This window comes from Psychrobacter sp. CAL346-MNA-CIBAN-0220 (assembly GCF_040309805.1).
Taxonomy (GTDB): domain Bacteria; phylum Pseudomonadota; class Gammaproteobacteria; order Pseudomonadales; family Moraxellaceae; genus Psychrobacter.
Map to the genome: position 1 here is coordinate 1 of NZ_JBEOPF010000004.1, position 19,143 is coordinate 19,143.

Annotated in this window: 15 protein-coding genes; 12 read left to right on the forward strand and 3 right to left on the reverse strand. The window is 42.1% G+C overall.

Annotated elements, in window-relative coordinates:
• The first annotated feature begins 1,007 nt into the window (after positions 1-1,007).
• From thrS to rnr, 4 genes are all read left to right on the forward strand, one after another.
• Positions 1,008-2,942, forward strand: a complete 1,935-nt coding sequence (gene thrS, locus AAEY88_RS08975; RefSeq protein ID WP_350561599.1) for a threonine--tRNA ligase — start codon at positions 1,008-1,010, stop codon at positions 2,940-2,942.
• 23 nt (positions 2,943-2,965) lie between these two features.
• On the forward strand, positions 2,966-3,469 hold the full coding sequence (gene infC, locus AAEY88_RS08980; protein WP_350562045.1) for a translation initiation factor IF-3: 504 nt from the start codon (positions 2,966-2,968) through the stop codon (positions 3,467-3,469).
• 282 nt (positions 3,470-3,751) lie between these two features.
• The gene (locus AAEY88_RS08985) at positions 3,752-4,996 is read left to right on the forward strand and encodes a toxic anion resistance protein (protein ID WP_350561601.1); all 1,245 of its coding nucleotides are present in this window, start codon (positions 3,752-3,754) and stop codon (positions 4,994-4,996) included.
• A 142-nt stretch (positions 4,997-5,138) separates the two neighbouring features.
• Positions 5,139-7,388: a ribonuclease R gene (gene rnr / locus AAEY88_RS08990; RefSeq protein WP_350561603.1), complete on the forward strand. Its 2,250-nt coding sequence runs from the start codon at positions 5,139-5,141 to the stop codon at positions 7,386-7,388.
• 87 nt (positions 7,389-7,475) lie between these two features.
• Here the strand turns inward: rnr and AAEY88_RS08995 are convergent, their stop codons facing one another.
• The 3 genes from AAEY88_RS08995 to hisA all read right to left on the reverse strand — a co-directional run bounded on the left by AAEY88_RS08995 (position 7,476) and on the right by hisA (position 10,322).
• On the reverse strand, positions 7,476-7,763 hold the full coding sequence (locus tag AAEY88_RS08995; RefSeq protein ID WP_350561605.1) for a hypothetical protein: 288 nt from the start codon (positions 7,761-7,763) through the stop codon (positions 7,476-7,478).
• A gap of 53 nt (positions 7,764-7,816) precedes the next feature.
• Entirely contained in the window at positions 7,817-9,505 is a 1,689-nt protein-coding gene (locus AAEY88_RS09000) for a mechanosensitive ion channel family protein (RefSeq protein WP_350561607.1), read from the reverse strand.
• A gap of 76 nt (positions 9,506-9,581) precedes the next feature.
• Positions 9,582-10,322, reverse strand: a complete 741-nt coding sequence (gene hisA / locus AAEY88_RS09005; protein WP_350561609.1) for a 1-(5-phosphoribosyl)-5-[(5-phosphoribosylamino)methylideneamino]imidazole-4-carboxamide isomerase — start codon at positions 10,320-10,322, stop codon at positions 9,582-9,584.
• 959 nt (positions 10,323-11,281) lie between these two features.
• Between hisA and AAEY88_RS09010 the strand changes: the two genes are divergently transcribed.
• From AAEY88_RS09010 to nqrM, 8 genes are all read left to right on the forward strand, one after another.
• A complete protein-coding gene (locus tag AAEY88_RS09010; protein ID WP_350561611.1) occupies positions 11,282-12,634 on the forward strand; it encodes a Na(+)-translocating NADH-quinone reductase subunit A in 1,353 nt (450 codons plus the stop codon).
• Positions 12,635-12,639: 5 nt separating this feature from the next.
• Complete coding sequence (locus AAEY88_RS09015) at positions 12,640-13,875, forward strand: NADH:ubiquinone reductase (Na(+)-transporting) subunit B (protein WP_350561613.1); 1,236 nt, start codon at positions 12,640-12,642, stop codon at positions 13,873-13,875.
• On the forward strand, positions 13,856-14,800 hold the full coding sequence (locus AAEY88_RS09020; protein WP_350561615.1) for a Na(+)-translocating NADH-quinone reductase subunit C: 945 nt from the start codon (positions 13,856-13,858) through the stop codon (positions 14,798-14,800). Before AAEY88_RS09015 ends, AAEY88_RS09020 begins: the two co-directional genes overlap by 20 nt.
• A gap of 1 nt (position 14,801) precedes the next feature.
• Positions 14,802-15,473, forward strand: coding sequence for an NADH:ubiquinone reductase (Na(+)-transporting) subunit D (locus AAEY88_RS09025; protein ID WP_350561617.1), 672 nt, complete (start codon positions 14,802-14,804; stop codon positions 15,471-15,473).
• Complete coding sequence (nqrE, locus tag AAEY88_RS09030; protein WP_350561618.1) at positions 15,473-16,081, forward strand: NADH:ubiquinone reductase (Na(+)-transporting) subunit E; 609 nt, start codon at positions 15,473-15,475, stop codon at positions 16,079-16,081. Before AAEY88_RS09025 ends, nqrE begins: the two co-directional genes overlap by 1 nt.
• Positions 16,082-16,221: 140 nt before the next feature.
• Positions 16,222-17,457: an NADH:ubiquinone reductase (Na(+)-transporting) subunit F gene (gene nqrF, locus AAEY88_RS09035; RefSeq protein ID WP_350561620.1), complete on the forward strand. Its 1,236-nt coding sequence runs from the start codon at positions 16,222-16,224 to the stop codon at positions 17,455-17,457.
• A gap of 132 nt (positions 17,458-17,589) precedes the next feature.
• Positions 17,590-18,744 (forward strand): FAD:protein FMN transferase, encoded by a 1,155-nt coding sequence (locus tag AAEY88_RS09040; RefSeq protein WP_350561622.1) that lies wholly within the window; start codon positions 17,590-17,592, stop codon positions 18,742-18,744.
• A 108-nt stretch (positions 18,745-18,852) separates the two neighbouring features.
• The gene (nqrM, locus tag AAEY88_RS09045) at positions 18,853-19,101 is read left to right on the forward strand and encodes a (Na+)-NQR maturation NqrM (protein WP_350561624.1); all 249 of its coding nucleotides are present in this window, start codon (positions 18,853-18,855) and stop codon (positions 19,099-19,101) included.
• Positions 19,102-19,143 lie beyond the last annotated feature (42 nt).

Consider the following 19,143-nt stretch of genomic DNA (forward strand, 5'->3'; position numbering starts at 1 on the left):
CGAGCTGACCATCATATCATGATTCGATAGCCTGTCAACCCTTTATTCTAATTCGTTTCATCAAGTGAGTCAGGTGATAAGTAAATTACTTATGTAGCCCGCTTCCCTTGCTGAGGGGCGTATTATAGACCCTTTTAATCTGCTGTCAAGAACTTATTTTTTAATTGGCTTCTAAAGTTGATTTTAAACTTTAATTCCCAATCTGACTGCCTTCTCATGCTACAACCTACTATATAAATAGTAGCTATCTCACTCAAAGTAGCGCCGTTCCAATAGGGGCGTATTATACGCAGTTTGAAGCGGGCGTCAAGGGGTGCGTGGATTGTTTTTATTTACTCTCTAGCATCCCTATATATACGTACTTAGGGACTAATGTTTAATGCCTTTTAGCTTTATTAGCTTTATTAGCTTTATTAGCTTACTGGGCACTATAGCGCATTACTTTATTTAATGGTGTATGTGACTATATGTGTACTGGATTATAGGTACTGGATTTATAATATGATGAAATTAGACCAACACTTAGATAATTAGGCTAATTACACATTAACTGCACCATAGCAATGACATCTATCTCTTATACAGTGTATATATCTTCATTAAAGACCAAACTAAGTCAAAGACCGCACTAAAACGAGGCGGCTATGGGCACCAATAAGCATACTGTCTCTTGCTAGAATATACGATATAACGGATTTATATCTATCGCTATGCCTTGCTACCTGGTGTTTATAGACATTTTTTGCTATAGTAGGTGCTTTTATGGTTTTACTTGTCTGTACTGTTCGTTAACCGTATTTAAAGGGCAGGCTGCCGCGGTTTATGATGAGTCCGCTATTTGCTATTAAGCCAAATTGTTAGGGCTGGCTATATATAAGCGGCACATGTTTAAGCTAGGCAGATAAAATATAACACGATTCGTGGATAAAATTGATGTGGTCTTACGGTCATATGATTGATGGTTGCAATCATCACTGCTAACAGACTCAAAAACAGGTGAACAGATTATGGTAGCGATTACTTTACCCGATGGTAGCGTAAAAAACTTCGAAGGCCACACTACCGTTATGGACGTGGCGCAAAGTATTGGAGCAGGACTTGCCAAAGCAACAATCGCTGGGCGTGTGAATGGTCATTTGGTTGATGCCTCTGATCCTATCATTGCTGATGCCAATGTCGAAATCGTGACGCCAAAAGACGATGATGGAGTCGATATCATTCGCCATTCGTGTGCGCATTTGCTCGGTCATGCGGTTAAGCAGCTTTATCCTGACGTTAAAATGGTCATTGGGCCAGTGATCGATGATGGGTTTTATTATGACATCTATAGTGAAACACCGTTTACCCCTGAACACATGGAAAAAATTGAAAAGCGCATGATGGAACTGATCAAACAGGACTATGATGTTATTAAGAAAATAACCCCTCGCAATGAGGTAATTGAGATATTCAAAGCCCGTGGCGAAGATTATAAGCTCAAGCTGATCAATGATATGCCAGGCGAAGATGCTTTTGGGTTATATCATCATCAAGAATATGTTGATATGTGCCGTGGCCCCCACGTTCCTAATACTCGGTTTTTGAAAGTCTTTAAACTGACCAAGATGTCAGGTGCTTATTGGCGCGGCGATGCTAAAAACGAGCAGTTACAGCGTATTTATGGCACGGCATGGGCGGATAAAAAACAACTGAAAGCTTATATCCAGCGTATCGAAGAAGCAGAAAAACGTGATCACCGTAAAATTGGTAAAGCGTTAAATCTATTCCACATGCAAGAACAAGCGCCAGGTATGGTGTTTTGGCATCCAAACGGTTGGACGATTTATCAAGTACTTGAGCAATATATGCGCAAAGTACAAAATGATAACGGCTATGAAGAAATTAAAACGCCACAAATCGTCGATCGTAGCTTATGGGAACGTTCTGGTCATTGGGGTAATTATGCCACTAATATGTTTACCACTTCTAGTGAAAGTCGTGATTATGCAGTGAAGCCGATGAACTGCCCGTGTCACGTGCAAGTATTTAACCAAGGTTTAAAATCTTATCGTGATTTACCACTGCGGATGGCTGAATTTGGTTCTTGCCATCGTAATGAACCATCAGGTTCTTTGCATGGTTTGATGCGCGTGCGCGGTTTTACGCAAGATGATGCCCATATCTTTTGTACCCAAGCGCAAATTCAGCAAGAAGTAGCAGACTTCATTAAACTTACTCTTGATGTTTACGATGACTTTGGCTTTAAAGATATTATTATGAAGCTGTCTACTCGTCCTGAAAAACGTGTTGGTAGCGAAGAAGCTTGGGATTTTGCCGAAAAAGCATTGGCTGATGCGCTTGATAATTCAGGGCTTGATTGGGATTATCTACCGGGCGAAGGCGCGTTTTATGGTCCTAAAATTGAATTTAGTCTCAAAGACTGTTTAGGTCGTGTCTGGCAGTGCGGTACGATTCAAGTCGATCCTAATATGCCTGAGCGCCTTGATGCCGAGTTCGTTAACGAGCATGGCGAGCGTGAAGTGCCTATTATGTTACACCGTGCCATTTTGGGATCGTTCGAGCGCTTTATTGGTATGCTTATTGAACACTATGCGGGTTGGATGCCAGTATGGCTTGCGCCCCAGCAAGTAGTGGTAATGAACATCACTGATAAGCAAGCGAAAAGCTGTGAAAATGTGGTTAGTGAGTTGAAAAATGCAGGTTTGCGCGCCATTAGTGACTTGCGTAACGAAAAGATTGGATTTAAGATACGAGAGAAAACATTAGAACGTATTCCCTATATGCTAGTATTAGGGGATAAAGAAGTCGAATCAGGCAGCGTCAACGTCCGAACTCGTGAAGGTGAGAACCTAGGCGTGATGAGTGTTCCTGAATTTATCACATTAGTACAGACAGCTGTCGCCGAAAAAGGCCGACAGAATCAAAAAACAGATCAGGAGTAATACCTATTAAACAGTCAAACCGTCTGAACACCAATGAAGATATCAGTGTTAAAGAAGTTCGTCTTGTCAGAGAGGACGGCGAACAAATGGGCGTGGTCGATATCGATACCGCGATGAAAGCGGCACGTGATGAAAATCTAGATTTGGTTGAGTTAGTTCCCGATGCCAAGCCGCCAGTATGCAAAATCATGGATTATAAACATTTCCTCTATGACCAAAAGCAAAAAGCGAAAGAGGCTAAGAAAAACCAAAAACAAACTCAGCTTAAAGAAATGAAACTGCGTCCTAGTACGGAAGAAGCTGATTATCAGGTTAAGCTGAAAAAAATCGTTAGTTTTTTAGAAGATCAAGACAAAGTTAAAATTAGCATCCGCTTTCGTGGTCGTGAGATGGCACACCAAGATATCGGTCGGAAACAACTTGACCGTATCATTGAGGACACTGCTGATATATCGAATGTCGAGCAGTATCCAAAAATGGAAGGTCGACAAATGGGTATGCTGCTAGGGCCTACTAAGAAAAAATAGTTAAACAGCGTATTGTTAGCTGCCATAACTATCTGAATTTTTAACCATCAATATGCTGTAAGATATTGATGGTTTTTTGCTATTAGACTGCTGCTATTTTGCACAATAGTGATAGCTACTTTACAAAACCAACCTTCTCTAAAATTTAATAACACGGTAATCTTATATCTATGTCGCACTCATTAATGACCATTCAATTAAAAAAGAATCTTTATCGCCAAATCTAGTGTGTAAAATATTAGTTAAAAAATCTCCCTAATTTCAGTGATTATAGGAAATTTCATGCAAGAGTTAACCCCACCCGAAAACATGACTACCCCCAGCATCTCTCTGACACCCCCTGCCCCTGTTAAAGAAATACAAAAAAGTGAAGCGGATCAGATGGTCACACTAGATGAAAGCCAAATTCCAGAGCTTGATGCTAAAGTCGATGCTTTTGTAGATCATGTCATTACTAACTCTGTTCACAGTCCTGAATTTAAGCAAAATGTTGAATCTATCCATAATTTAGGTAATAAAGAAATACGTGAATCTGCGCAAATTTCTAACCGGATGCTAGAATTACCGGCTAAAAGCCTTAATGACAGCTTATTTGATAACTCGCCCATTGCTAAATCGCTCACTGAACTGCGCGGAATTGTAGAGGACTTGGACCCTAGCAAAAAAGAGCTGACTAGCTCACGTAAATTATTTGGTTTGATTCCCTATGGTAATAAAGTACAGGATTACTTTAGACAGTATGAGTCAGCACAGTCGCATATTAATGCGGTAGTAACCAGTCTTTATAATGGTAAAGATGAGCTGCTCAAAGACAATGCCATGATTGAACAAGAAAAAGTCAATATGTGGGATTTGATGCAGTCTATTCGTCAATACGTTTATGTTGGCAAGAAAATCGATGAGCAGCTAGAGCAAAAAATTTATACGATTGAGGCCACTGACCCTGAAAAAGCACGTATTATCAAAGAAGAGATGCTGTTCTATGTGCGCCAGAAAAATACGGATTTTTTGACCCAACTGGCAGTTAACGTGCAAGGTTATTTAGCCCTTGATACTATTCGTAGAAATAACTTAGAGCTTATTAAAGGGGTTGATCGCGCTACCACTACCACGGTCTCAGCGTTACGTACAGCGGTTATCGTTGCCCAGGCAATGACCAACCAAAAGCTGGTGCTGGATCAAATTACCGCTTTAAATAAAACCACCAGTAGTTTAATCGAGTCAACTTCTGCCATGCTTAAGCGCCAATCAGGTGAAATTCATGAGCAAGCGACCAGTAGCACTATTGAACTTGATAAATTGCAAAACGCCTTCAATAATGTCTATGACACCATGGATATGATTAGTAATTATAAAATTGAAGCGCTAGAAAATATGAAGCTAACCGTCAATACTTTGACCACCGAAGTTGACAAAGCACAAAAGTATTTAGATAAATCCAATCAGACTACCGTGCTTGAAGTATCAAAAGAATTGGACAGTAAAAAGATCAAAGATAAATCAAGTTCATTTGATATTGATATCTAAAATAATTAGGTAACCCTTACTGATTGAACGTAACAACTCCCTGCTATCAGATGCATATAAGACAATTGACCTAAGATATTACGGCGTCGTTCGTGTTAAGATAGCGATTATTAATAATTTAAAAAAATAGATACGGTACTTTATGAGTTGGAATGATCCAAACGCCTCGGCTGAAGCACAAAAATATGACAATCCTATTCCTAGTCGTGAGCTGATATTGAGCACGATTAATGAACAAGGTGACATGACGCATCAACAATTGGCAAAAGCTTTTAATATAGAAGATCCTGATCAGTTTGATGCTTTAGGCAATCGTCTAAAAGCGATGGCTCGTGATGGGCAAGTTAACCGCGAAGGGCGTCCTTATCGCTATCGTACGGTAACCCAGCAAGATATTGTCACTGGTACCGTGTCCGCACATGCGAAAGGTTTTGGCTTTGTATTGTTAAGTGATATGCCAGATCTATTTTTACATGAAAAACAAATGCGTTGGGTTTTTAACGGCGATAAAGTCAATGCTGTTGGTACTTCAACGGACAACCGTGGTCGTACTGAAGGGCGTATCGTTGAAGTTACTGAGCGCCATCAAAACCAGTTCATCGGTACCCTAGCAAAAGATGAAGACGGCTATTGTGTTGAGCTTGGTAGCCCAAATAATCATCAACCGATCACCGTCACTGATGATAATGTGCAAGCAGTAGGCGCGAAACAAGGCTATCCGGTTAAAGTTGATATTATCGACTGGCCAAATCAGCATGAATTTTCTACCGGAAAAATAACTGAAGTGCTCACTAATGACAATGATCGCGAACTCATCATTGAAACCACGTTACTTAACTACGATATTCCTTCTGAATTTAGCGAAGCGGCCATTCAACAAGCCAATGATTATCAAGAACCAACTAAGAAAGATTTAAAAGGTCGTACTGATCTGCGTGATTTACCGCTGATTACTATTGATGGCGAAGATGCACGCGATTTCGATGATGCGGTATTCGCTGAAAAGCGGGCTGGTGGTAACTATCGTATATTAGTTGCTATTGCTGATGTGAGTCATTATGTCACACCAAACTCTCCACTTGATCAAGATGCTTATGAGCGTGGAACCTCGGTATATTTCCCCCATCGCGTCATACCGATGTTGCCAGAAGTACTGTCGAATGGTCTTTGTTCATTGAATCCTGAAGCCGATCGCTTGTGTATGGTCGCTGATATCAAAGTTTCACGTGCAGGTAAAGTTACCGCTTATGACTTTTATCCAGCAGTTATGCACTCACAAGCGCGCTTGACTTATAATCAAGTAAACGCTTATTTTGCTGACCCAAAAGATGACAGCATTCCAAAATCTTTGACAGAGAATAAAGCCGTTAAGAAATCTGTTGATACTCTACATCAACTGTATGATTTGCTCCTTAAAAAGCGTGAAGAACGTCATGCGATGGAGTTTGAAACGGTTGAGACTTATATTAAATTTAATGAAGAAGGTGGTATCGCGGCTATCTTGCCGCGTACACGTGGTGATGCACACAAACTTATTGAAGAGTGTATGCTGCTGGCAAATACCTGCGCGGCAAACTACACACTAAAAAATGAGCTGCCTGTTTTATATCGCAATCATGATAAGCCTGATGGCGAAAAGTCGATGCGTATTCATGAATATGCAAAAAACTTTGGTTTGAGCTTTCCAGAAGAGAGTCCAACGCAAGCAGATTATCAGCGTATCATCGAGGCTACCAAAGAACGTCCTGATGCCGTCAGTATCCACAGTATGCTACTACGCTCAATGATGCAGGCGAATTATGCGCCCGATAATATCGGTCACTTCGGTTTGGCATATGACGAATATAGCCACTTTACCTCGCCGATTCGCCGCTACCCTGACCTGATGCTGCACCGCGCGATTAAAGCGAAAGTAACTAATAGTCAGCAGCCGGTGATGGAATTCTCTCTTGAAGGTGCGGGTACCCAAACCTCAGATACGGAGCGCCGTGCCGAAAAAGCCTCTCGCTTTGTAGAGTCGTGGCTCAAGTGTCATTATATGAAAGACCATGTCGGCGAAGAATTTGATGGCACAGTCACCACCGTAACTAGCTTTGGCCTTTTTGTGATGCTCACTGACCTATATATTGATGGTCTGGTACACATCTCCAATGTTGGCGATGACTTCTTTGTCTATGATGAGAAACAGCAACAACTTATCGGTAAAGACAAAGGCACGTTGTTCGGACTTGGTGATTCGGTACGAGTAAAAGTTGCTGGGGTTAATATGGATCTGCTACAAATTGACTTTGATTTGACAGCTAAGTTGCAATCTAGTGAGATGAACCAGACTGAGGCAAGTCCAGCCAAGAAAAAACGTCGCCGTAGTAGTGGTAATAGCAAGAAAAGCTAAAGCCAGTTAAACACTAGACGGTTATAAAAAAGGCTAACGTTATCGTTAGCCTTTTTTGTGCGGATGATTCGCCCGCTATTTAATTCACTACTGCAGGCTATCCATTTTTTTTAAACGTTCTTGCTCGGTTTGCTGCGCCTGATTTATCTGGGTAGTCGCCTTATCCATTATAGCTTTGGGTTGCTCGTCTAGCGGTTTGTTAGCAATACCTTCCCTATTCGTGGTCGATATAGGCTTATCGTTCGACTCTGGGGGCTCAACAGTATTAATAGCAACAGCTTTGTTATCCTCGTAGTGGCTACTGTTAATGATATTAAAGCCCAACAACCCAGCAATACCTAAAAGTGCAATGATAATCAGATATTTTGCTTGCATGGTTATCCTTTGTTACTATTTTGACGCTGGTTTATAAACATTTGATCTTATGCCTATTCTTGTGGACTGCTCTTATCCAATAAATCAGTCTCATCAGAACTCTCAGCAATTTCTTGGTTTACTTTTTCCATTAGCTTTTCATCAGGACGCGCATCAAGTACGTCATCACTATTATGCCCTTGCAAAATATACTTAGCACGCGCTTTGGCCTGTTTCTTATCTTTGTCGTCAACAGTAATTTCATCACCATGTACAGCAATTTCCTGTGCAGGTGTCATCGGCATTACAGTAATCTCAGGGTCGTCCTTACTGGTACTGTTATTATTATTTAGATGTTCAAGAGCCTTCTCGAGCTTATGATTGAAGCGTAGGCGGTAAATAGGTTCAGGTAAGCTAAAGCCTTCATTCTCTAGAGCATGCTTAGTTTCACGAATGGCAATACTGCGCGCTTTAGCAAAGTCAGTCTCTGACTGGTCCACCCACACTTGAAACTCGAGGAGAATGTTGGAATCACCAACCTTTGTAATAACCGCTATTGCTTTAGGCTTGTCCAGCACAAAGTCTAACGTACATATGGCATCGATCCCAACTTTAATGGCTGCGAGTGGGTCATCATTGGCATCCACTCCCAGCTCAAAAGTAAAGCGACGCTCAGGGTTTTTGGTATAGTTTAGAATAGTACCTTTGAAGACTTCAGCATTAGGAATACGCAACTGATTACCGTCTAAAGTCATCAGAATTGTCGCCCGTGAGGTCAAACGTACTACAATGCCTTCTTGACCGTTAATGACGATCTGATCACGGGCACGAAATGGCTGACGAATACTTAGCATCAGAGAGGCTATGTAATTCTCAATGGTGTCTTTTACCGCAAAACCAACGGCAATACCTATAACCCCTGCACCACCGAGGAGCGTCCCTAGTATGGTTTCCGCTCCTACTAAACTTAATGCCAATATCAGTCCAAAGACAATAAAGATCACTTTAACAGTTTGTGACAACAGTTCAGCCACAAAAGGGTTGGGTGTCAAGCGCTGCCACATTTTTTGCCGATTAGACAACCAACTACCAAACCAAGTCACAATACTAAATATTATAATACCTACCAATAATAAGGGTATGGCTTTAAGTAGATTTTTACCTTGAACCTTAAGCCCCTGATAAACGGTTGTGACGTTATCTTGTACATCCAAGGTGCGGTTAATCTTATCTTCTACCGTAACCACATCAGTTAAACGATTGGTTAGGTTGATAGCCTGCTGGGCTTTTTTTTCATTCGGGGTTTCACCCGTTAAAGTAACAACGCCTTGAGTGACGCTGACACCAACAGTTTGTAAACCTTCGATTTCAGAAAAAATACCACTGATACGTTGACGAATGTCATTGTCTTTTTGCAGGGTTGGGATAGTTTCGATTTGGGCATTATTGGTACTCTCACCGCTGATAACTGGCGGCTTAGCTGGCGCTGTAGTTGGGGCAGTAGGCAGGATGCCACTATCATGAGTAGGACTAGCTGGAGCGATAGAGTTATCAGTGACTGGTTCTGTTATTGGCTCAATAATTGCTAAAGTGTTTGCAGAGTCTGCTTCTAGGTTTTCTATATCTGATGCCGCTGTAACATCAGTAGGCTGTTCAACAGCGGCATGTAAAGGCAAAGTTAAAAAAATGCTTAATAGCAATAGCAGCTGACCCGATGCAAGCCGCCATTTGAGAACAAATGAGTGAGTGGAATAAGCAGCCATAAGCACCCTTTAGTAATCTTGATGGTTATTCTAAACTGGGTCAACCTAGAATTTTAAGCTAGATCAGTCGAGAAACTTATTTGCTATCTAAATAATTCTGCGCCTCACCAAGGTCTAATGTACCTTCATAAATAGCGCGTCCAGTAATGATACCTTCTATACAGTCACCATAAGGTTTTAATAATTTAATATCCTGCATATCAGTCACGCCACCGGAAGCAATTACTGGCAGGCCACCTTCACGAGCTAAATTTATAGTTTGTTCGACATTGACACCTTGCATCATGCCATCACGAGCAATATCAGTATAAACGATAGAGGAAACCCCAACGTCGGCAAAACGTTTTGCCAGCTCTGTGGCTTTGGTATCAGTAACATTCGCCCAACCATGGGTGGCGACCATACCATCTTTGGCATCAATACCGACAATGATATGTCCAGCAAACTCGCGACAGGCTTCAGTAACAAATTCAGGATCTTCAACGGCTTTAGTACCAATTATAATATAAGTCAAACCGGCGGTGATATACTGTTCAATAGTATGCATATTACGGACACCACCGCCAAGCTGGATAGGCAGCTTAGGAAAAGCTTTGGCAATATCATGAACCACACTTTTATGAACTGGCACGCCATCAAATGCACCGTTTAAATCAACCAAATGTAACCGCCGTGCGCCCTCTTTTACCCAACGCGCCGCTATTGCTACGGGGTCATCAGAAAAAACCGTATCATCTTCCATACGGCCTTGTTTTAGGCGCACACATTTACCATCTTTTAGATCAATAGCTGGAATAATGACAGGCACAGCACACATATAGCATTCCTTATAAAACGTGAAATCAAAATAATATCAAAAATAAAACAAAGTTTGAAAATACTATTTAGATATTAAATTAAGATATAGAATAGTTAAAAAATAGAATAAAATTTTGAGTAGAAGATAATGTTGCTAGTTTCAGAAACTAGACACTCATAACTATAAGTTTTAGCACCTAAACTCAGTACTAATATTAGGTAAATTCAATTACTAACTGGCAATTTTAGGTTAATTTAGCGTATAATCCTAGGTAAATTTGTATTTGTTTCTATGTAAGAACACCCAACCGTTTTGTATCTACAGATGGTTTGACGATGCTTTGCAGTTAGAATATGGTAAATGACAGGGCTACATTGGTGGTCATGTTACTTGTTTCTTTGATAAATGGATGACCTCAAGTGCTCACATGTGAGGTGTTTATAGATGCTATCATAGGTCACTAAACTGCGCTTAGATACCTTTTTATAAGGCATTAACAAGCCATCCATCACTCACTTAATTGGTTGATCGTTTTACCAGTTTGTTACCTATTTAGATGGGTGATTACTTGGTTCTACTAACATTTAACCCCATATCAATTTTATTGAATAGCTCTAATTAAATCACACTGGTATTACAATTCTTGTATTTGTTATAGAAGGTATGATGGGACTGGCTTCTGCTATAGTTAATAGCGTTTAATTTTGACTATAGTTAGAGAGTTTTATCATGCATCCTGGTAGCCAGCCGCCACTTTGGTAATTCGAATAAGACATTAACGTGTTGTTAAGGAGTCTAAGGTCAGCGTTAATACTCTTACTAGCAGTAATGCTCAAGCGTTTTTTTGAAGGTCTTTATCACCGCCCTACTATAGGGAATAGATGGTTAATTTCTTTTAGTGACGCCGATGTTCATACTGCCGATGTACCAAACAGGACGTCTGGTATCGTTTTAGACTATGGACTAAGTTTTCGCTTATGATTACCATTAAAAAAGGTTTGGATTTGCCCATCACCGGTGAGCCCTCCCGCGAGATATCTGAGCACAGACCCGCACAGGTGGCACTCATTGGCTACGATTATGTGGGTATGAAGCCCACGATGAACGTCAAAGAAGGCGACATCGTAGCAAAAGGTCAGCCTGTTTTTGAAGATAAGAAACGGGTCGGTGTCATCTATACGGCACCTGCTGCAGGCAAAGTCATTGCCATTAAGCGCGGCGACCGTCGTGTGTTTGAGAGTCTGGTGATTCAGATTGATCCCAACGGTGAAGAAGTAGACTTTCAGCGCTATGAATCCCAGCAACTTGCTGACTTAGACTCTAAAGCAGTTGAAACCCAATTGCTTGCCTCGGGTGAATGGACCGCATTTCGCACACGTCCCTTTAGCCGCGCGCCCGATATCGGTGACCGTCCGCACGCTATCTTTGTTACTGCTATGGATACCAATCCATTAGCATTTGATCCCATGCTGCTGATTAATGAGCAGCTGCAGGCGTTCAATGATGGCCTTGCCATTTTATCAACTCTAAGTCCAAAGACTTTTGTCTGCCATCATGGTGATGCTCAGTTGACGCCAGTACCGCACACGGCTACTAATAATGTCACTGAATATCATAGTTTTACCGGTAAGCATCCAGCAGGTCTAGCCGGTACGCATATACACTTTTTGCATCCTATTGCTCGCGGCGTGACTGTATGGACAATTGGCTATCAAGATGTGATTGCGATTGGTAAGCTCTTTACCACTGGTCGTTTATATACGCGCCGCTTGATCAGTCTAGCAGGCCCTGCGGTTAAAGAACCGCATTTGGTCGCCACTGAGCGCGGTGCTGATATTACAGCTTTGACCAAAGGTCAATTGATCGCAGGCGAGAACCGTATCATTTCAGGTTCGGTTCTGTCGGGCCGTAAAGTGTTTGACAACATCTCCTATCTTGGCCGTTTTCATGATCAAATCAGTGTGTTATCTGAAGGACATGAACGCCCCTCGTTCCATTTTTTAAGAGCCGGTAAAAACCGTTTCTCTAAATTGCCCATTTATATCTCCCATTTCTTTAGTAATAAAAAGTATGACTTTACCACGACTACTAATGGCTCACCGCGCGCTATGGTACCGATTGGGGTTTATGAAAAAATTATGCCGCAAGATTATCTGCCAACGCAGCTTTTGCGCGCACTAATTATCGAAGACATTATCACCGCGGTTGACTTAGGTGTTCTTGAACTGGACGAAGAAGATTTGGCCTTGTGCACCTTCGTTTCTCCTGGCAAATATGAATACAGTGATATTTTGCGTGATAACTTAACGCGCATTGAGCTGGAGGGCTAACCACGATGAAATTTTTACACAACATGTTCGATCGGATGGAGCCGTCCTTTACTAAGGGTGGCAAACACGAAAAATACTACGCTCTCTTTGAGATGTTTGATACCTTTTTACGTCAACCAGACTCAACGACTTTTACCTCATCACATGTACGTGACGGTATCGATCTTAAGCGTATTATGATCACCGTATGGATGTGTACTTTCCCAGCGATGTTTTGGGGTATGTACAACGTCGGTCATCAAGCACTGACAGCGGTAGAGAAGCTTGGGCTGCAACCTGACGGCTGGCGTACCATTATCACCAGCATGGCAGGCTATAACCCAGAAAATATCTGGGCATGCTTTGTCTATGGGGCGATGCAGTTCTTACCGATTTATATCGTCACTTTTGCAGTAGGTATTTCATGTGAAATTATCTTTGCCGTGGTTCGCGGTCATGAGGTGAACGAAGGTTTCTTTGTGACCTCGGTACTGTACGCGTTGATTATGCCACCAGATATTCCATTATGGCAGGTCGCCTTGGGTATTATCTTTGGGGTAGTCGTGGCCAAAGAAGTATTTGGTGGTACGGGTAAAAACTTCCTGAACCCTGCCCTATCGGGTCGTGCGTTTCTATATTTTGCCTATCCTGCCTATATGTCAGGTGACTCCGTGTGGACAGCGGTTGATGGCTTCTCTGGTGCGACGCCACTTGGCTTAGCGGCTCTTGGGGTGACACCGGACAAATTTATTGATGTCTATGGCCAGGCCATTAACTGGAGTGATGCCTTTTTAGGTAATATCCAAGGTAGTATTGGTGAAGTATCGACTCTTGCCATCTTATTTGGTGCTGCAGTGCTGTTATGGACGCGTATTGCCTCATGGCGCATCATGTCAGGCTGTGTAATCGGGCTAATTATTACCTCACTTATCTTTAATATGATTGGTTCTGAAGAAAACCTCATGATGAACCTACCGTTCTATTGGCATTTGGTCATCGGTGGTTTTGCGTTTGGTGCGGTCTTTATGGCAACCGATCCAGTGTCAGCCGCGCATACCAATAAAGGCCGCTGGGCTTATGGTATCTTGATTGGGTTTATGACCGTATTGATCCGGGTGGTTAATCCAGCGTTCCCAGAAGGCATTATGCTCGCTATTCTATTTGCCAACTTATTTGCCCCACTGTTTGACTACTTTGTCACCCAAGCAAATATCAAACGCCAAACTGCACGGAGGGTTCGCTATGTCCAAGCCCAAAAGTAATAATATGAAAACCATCAGCGTGGCGTTGACGCTATGCTTGGTGTGTTCCATATTGGTTTCAGCAGCAGCCGTCGGCTTGAAGCCGACACAAATTGAAAATGCGCGCTTAGACCGCAATAAGAATATCTTGGTCGCCGCTGGCATGTTTGACCCCGCTTCTGATACAGATAAAGATGTCGCTGAGCGTTTTAAAGATTTCGATATTGAAATTGTTGACTTAGATAAAGGCAACTACTTAGATGATGACGCCTTAACAGCAGTTGGTATTGCAGATCGTAATACTTATGATGCCAATCAAGCGACTAAAAATAAGGCATTAAGTGAAGATTTAGGTGAGAATGATCCTGCCAGTATCGGTCGCAAACCTAAATACGCTAAAGTGTATGTAAAGAATGATGATGCCGGTCAACCTGAAATGGTCGTGCTACCGATTCAAGGCTATGGCCTATGGGGTACTATCTATGGTTTCTTGACCCTTGAAAGTGATATGAATACCATTAAAGGTATCAGTTTTTATGAGCATAAAGAAACCCCAGGCTTAGGGGCTCGTATTGAAGAGCCAAAATGGCGTGCCACGTGGAGCGGTATTCATTCCTATGATGAAAACGGTAAAGTTGCTACTGGTGTGACCAAAGCCGGTAACCCCAAAGAGAATTGGATAGATGGTATCAGTGGTGCGACGCTGACCAGCCGTGGTGTCAGTAATATGATTCAGTTCTGGTTAGGTGAGCAAGGTTACAAGCCTTATTTGGATCAGCAGCGTAAAGAAAGCGGTAAAACGCTGACAAGTACTGATGCGCAAGCACAGCAAAGCTCATCTCAAAGTTTATATAAAAAGCTAGGTCAGAACCCAACTCAGAAAGAGACGTACCCCGTAACCGAGCTGGCATCCATAGCACCAGCAGCACACGGCAAGGAGGCATAGCATGGCTGATACAAAAAGTATTTTAGTCTCGCCCATTTTTGACAATAACCCCATTGGCCTACAAATCTTAGGTATTTGTTCCGCATTGGCGGTGACCACTAGCATGTCTAATGCGTTGGTCATGAGTGTGGCGTTGACATTAGTGACCGCATTTTCAAGTTTCTTTATCTCAATTATCCGTAAACAGATTCCATCAAGCATCCGTATTATCGTACAGATGACTATTATTGCCTCCTTGGTTATTTTGGTCGATCAGATACTAAAAGCGGTGGCTTATGATGTGAGTAAAGGACTGTCAGTGTTCGTCGGTTTGATCATCACTAACTGTATCGTGATGGGCCGTGCAGAAGCCTTTGCGATGAGTAACCCACCGGTGCCCAGCTTTTTAGATGGTATTGGTAACGGTCTTGGCTACTCTGCAGTCCTATTATTCGTCGCAACTATTCGCGAAATATTAGGCTCAGGTAGCTGGTTTGGTATCACCCTATTACAACCAGCTACTGATGGTGGCTGGTATGTACCTAATGGCTTATTATTATTGCCACCTTCAGCGTTCTTTATTATTGCGATGTTTATTGTCATCGTGCGCATTTGGAAACCAGAACAGGTTGAAGAGGCTGAATTTGTAATGAAGCCGCAGTCTAAAGGCATGGCACATGGAGGGGGTCACTAATGGGACATTATGTTAGTTTATTTATAACCTCAGTCTTTATCGAAAATATGGCGCTGGCCTATTTCTTAGGCATGTGTACCTTTTTAGCGGTATCGAAAAAAGTATCCACCGCTATTGGTCTTGGGGTCGCAGTGGTCTTTGTTATGGCACTCACTGTGCCATTGAACAATTTGTTATTTCAGTTCATCCTAAAAGATGGCGCGCTAGCATGGGCAGGTTTTCCGGATATTGATTTAAGCTTTTTAGGCTTGCTCAGTTATATCGGTCTCATTGCTGCCGTGGTGCAGATTTTAGAGATGTTCCTAGATAAGTTTGTCCCAAGTTTGTATAACGCCCTTGGGGTGTTCTTGCCACTGATTACTGTTAACTGTGCCATCTTAGGTGGCGTGCTATTTATGGTTGAGCGTGACTATAACTTTAGTGAGTCCGTGGTATACGGCTTTGGTGCTGGTTTCGGTTGGGCACTTGCCATTACCGTATTAGCCGGTATCCGTGAAAAGCTCAAATACTCAGATATCCCAGCACCACTACAGGGTCTTGGTATTACTTTTATTACAGTCGGTCTCATGTCACTAGGCTTTATGTCATTCGGTGGTATGTCGATTTAAGCACGAGGCTATTTAAACGCTGAGGCTTAAGACTATAATTAGCTATTTGACCTATTTAATTCATTTATTCGGTAGAGGTTCGGGACGAAACGCAATGACGTATCCCCGTACCCCTACCCCATAGATTAAGGATACATATCATGGATTATGCTACGGCGATTGGTGGCGTTGCTATGTTTACCTTGATCATCATGGGCTTGGTTGTCATTATTTTGGCGGCACGCTCAAGACTGGTCAGTTCAGGCGATGTTACCATTCATATCAATGATAATCCCGACAATGATGTGGTGACGCCAGCAGGCGGTAAGCTACTACAAACCCTTGCTAGTGAAGGTATATTTTTATCTTCAGCTTGTGGTGGTGGTGGTACGTGTGCCCAATGTCGCTGCCGTGTTATTGAAGGTGGTGGGTCTATTTTACCCACCGAAGAAGGCTATTTTACCCAAGGTGAAATTCGCAATCATATGCGTCTGGCTTGCCAGGTTGCTGTTAAGCAAGACATGCAAATCGAAATTGATCCTGAATTCTTTGATGTACAAAAATGGGAGTGTGAGGTTATCTCAAATGATAACGTTGCGACCTTTATCAAAGAATTAGTACTCAAAATTCCAGAAGGCGAAGAAGTAAAATTCCGTGCTGGTGGTTACGTACAGCTGGAAGCGCCACCACATGAAGTGCATTATAAAGACTTTGATATTGATGAAGAATATCAGGAAGATTGGGAAAAGTTTGGTATCTTCAAGTATGTCTCAAAAGTTGATGAGCCGGTTATTCGTGCTTATTCAATGGCCAACTATCCAGAAGAGCGCGGCTTAATTAAGTTTAATATTCGTATTGCTTCACCACCTCCGCGCGGTCCTGATGGTATTCCACCCGGTAAAATGTCTTCGTGGACGTTTAGCTTAAAGCCAGGCGATAAAGTCACCGTATCTGGTCCTTATGGTGAATTCTTCGCCAAAGAGACTGAAGCTGAAATGATCTTTATTGGTGGTGGTGCTGGTATGGCACCCATGCGCTCGCACATTTTTGATCAGCTTAAACGTTTGCACACGGATCGTAAAATCAGCTTTTGGTATGGTGCACGCTCTATTCGTGAGATGTTCTATGTTGAAGATTATGATCAGCTCCAAGAAGAGTTTGCTAATTTCCAATGGCATGTAGCTTTGTCAGATCCATTACCTGAAGATAATTGGGATGGTTATACAGGCTTTATTCATAATGTGTTATTAGAAGAATATCTAAAAGATCATCCAAATCCGGAAGATTGTGAATATTACATGTGTGGGCCACCGATGATGAATGCGGCGGTAATCGATATGTTACACAGTATGGGTGTGGAAGACGAAAATATTGCGCTTGATGATTTCGGTGGTTAAAACCTTTAATGGTTAAAACAAGCCATTGAACATCTTTCGATTTTTCACATTATAGTCGCTACAGACTGTATAAAAAGGGCGTCATTGTTGACGCTCTTTTTTTAATCCATTTTTTGTTATTGGATAACTCTTATGACGTTAACAGCTAACAACATCCCTAATAATTTAAATAAAAATAGTTTAAAAGATAGTAACTGGAGCAAGCTAACAGCGCTAACCACTATAACTTTAAGCTTGTCAGTATTGACCGCCTGTCAGCAAAAGCCTGATTATAACTATCTAAGCGGCGAGACCATGGGCACCAGTTACCATATTAGCTATCAGTTGCCAGAAGACGCTGATGAGACCGCTATTCAAGCGGCGATTAATGAGCGCTTGCAACAGATTAATGACAGTATGTCTACTTATCAAGCTGATGCTACTATCTCTAAATTTAATCGGTTGGGCAAAGACACACCCATCACTATTGATGCTGATTTTAGCCACGTGCTGGAAGTTTCACGGCAAGTTTATGAGCAATCAGATGGCGCATTTGATCCCACAGTCATGCCACTTATCGAAACTTGGGGCTTTGGCAGTACCATGACCGTTGAACGCCTGCAAAGTCCGCCCAGCCCCGTAGAGATTGTACAAGCACGCGCATTAGTAGATTTCGAAGGGGTTGTTCAAAACGATAAAACCATTTATAAAACTAAAGACGGTATCGGACTTGATTTTTCGGCAGTAGCCAAAGGTTATGGCGTCGATGTCATCGCTGATGTACTCAAAAATCGTTATCAAATTCATAATTACATGGTTGAGATTGGCGGTGAAGTAGCGACATCTGGGGTTAGCGGACAACAACAACCATGGCAAATCGCCATTGATGCGCCCATTGAAGGCAGTACAGTAAGCGAGCGCCAAACGATTGCGGCGATCCGTCAACCTATGAATAATGATAATCAGATGTATCTGGCGACTTCGGGTAACTACCGTAATTCGGTGATATTTGATGGTAAGCGCTATAGTCACACCATTGATCCCTCCACTGGTGCGCCTATCGCTGGCGGTGCGCCATCAGTGACTGTGGCAGCAGATTCTGTGGCGCTTGCTGATGCATGGGCGACCGCATTAACCGCAATGCCTTATGCCAAAGCTTTAGCAACGGCTAAAGAACAAAATATTGCCGCGTTATTTGTGGTACTTGCTGATGGTGTCAAAGCAGATGCGGCAGCTGACAGCCTTGATGATTGGCAAATGGTACAAACGCCAGCTATGCAACAACTACGAGCCGACAAAAAGCCTTAAGCGTTGATAATAAAATCTTGATGGTAAACGAGCAGGTCAAAATTTTGTTATACTGTTAACAGTCATTGTTATTAATGACTGTCTCATTTTTTAAAACGAGGTTACCTCATGTTTAGCCAATTACTTCCCATGCTTGCTATTACCTTTACCGTATTCGTGCTATTTTTTATCTTTATGGGTATTGGTTATATGTTTAAAAAACAACCACTTAAAGGCTCTTGCGGTGGTGTTGCTAAGTTAATGGGCAATGAAAAATGCTCGTATTGTGGTGATGACCCTAACAAGTGTGAATCTACGGTTGCTGATCAGCAGATAAATGCCGTTAAAGCAGCTCAATTGGGCAAGCCTGCATTATAAAATTTCTGGCCCTTAGATATCTGGTCAGGTAAATAGTAATGT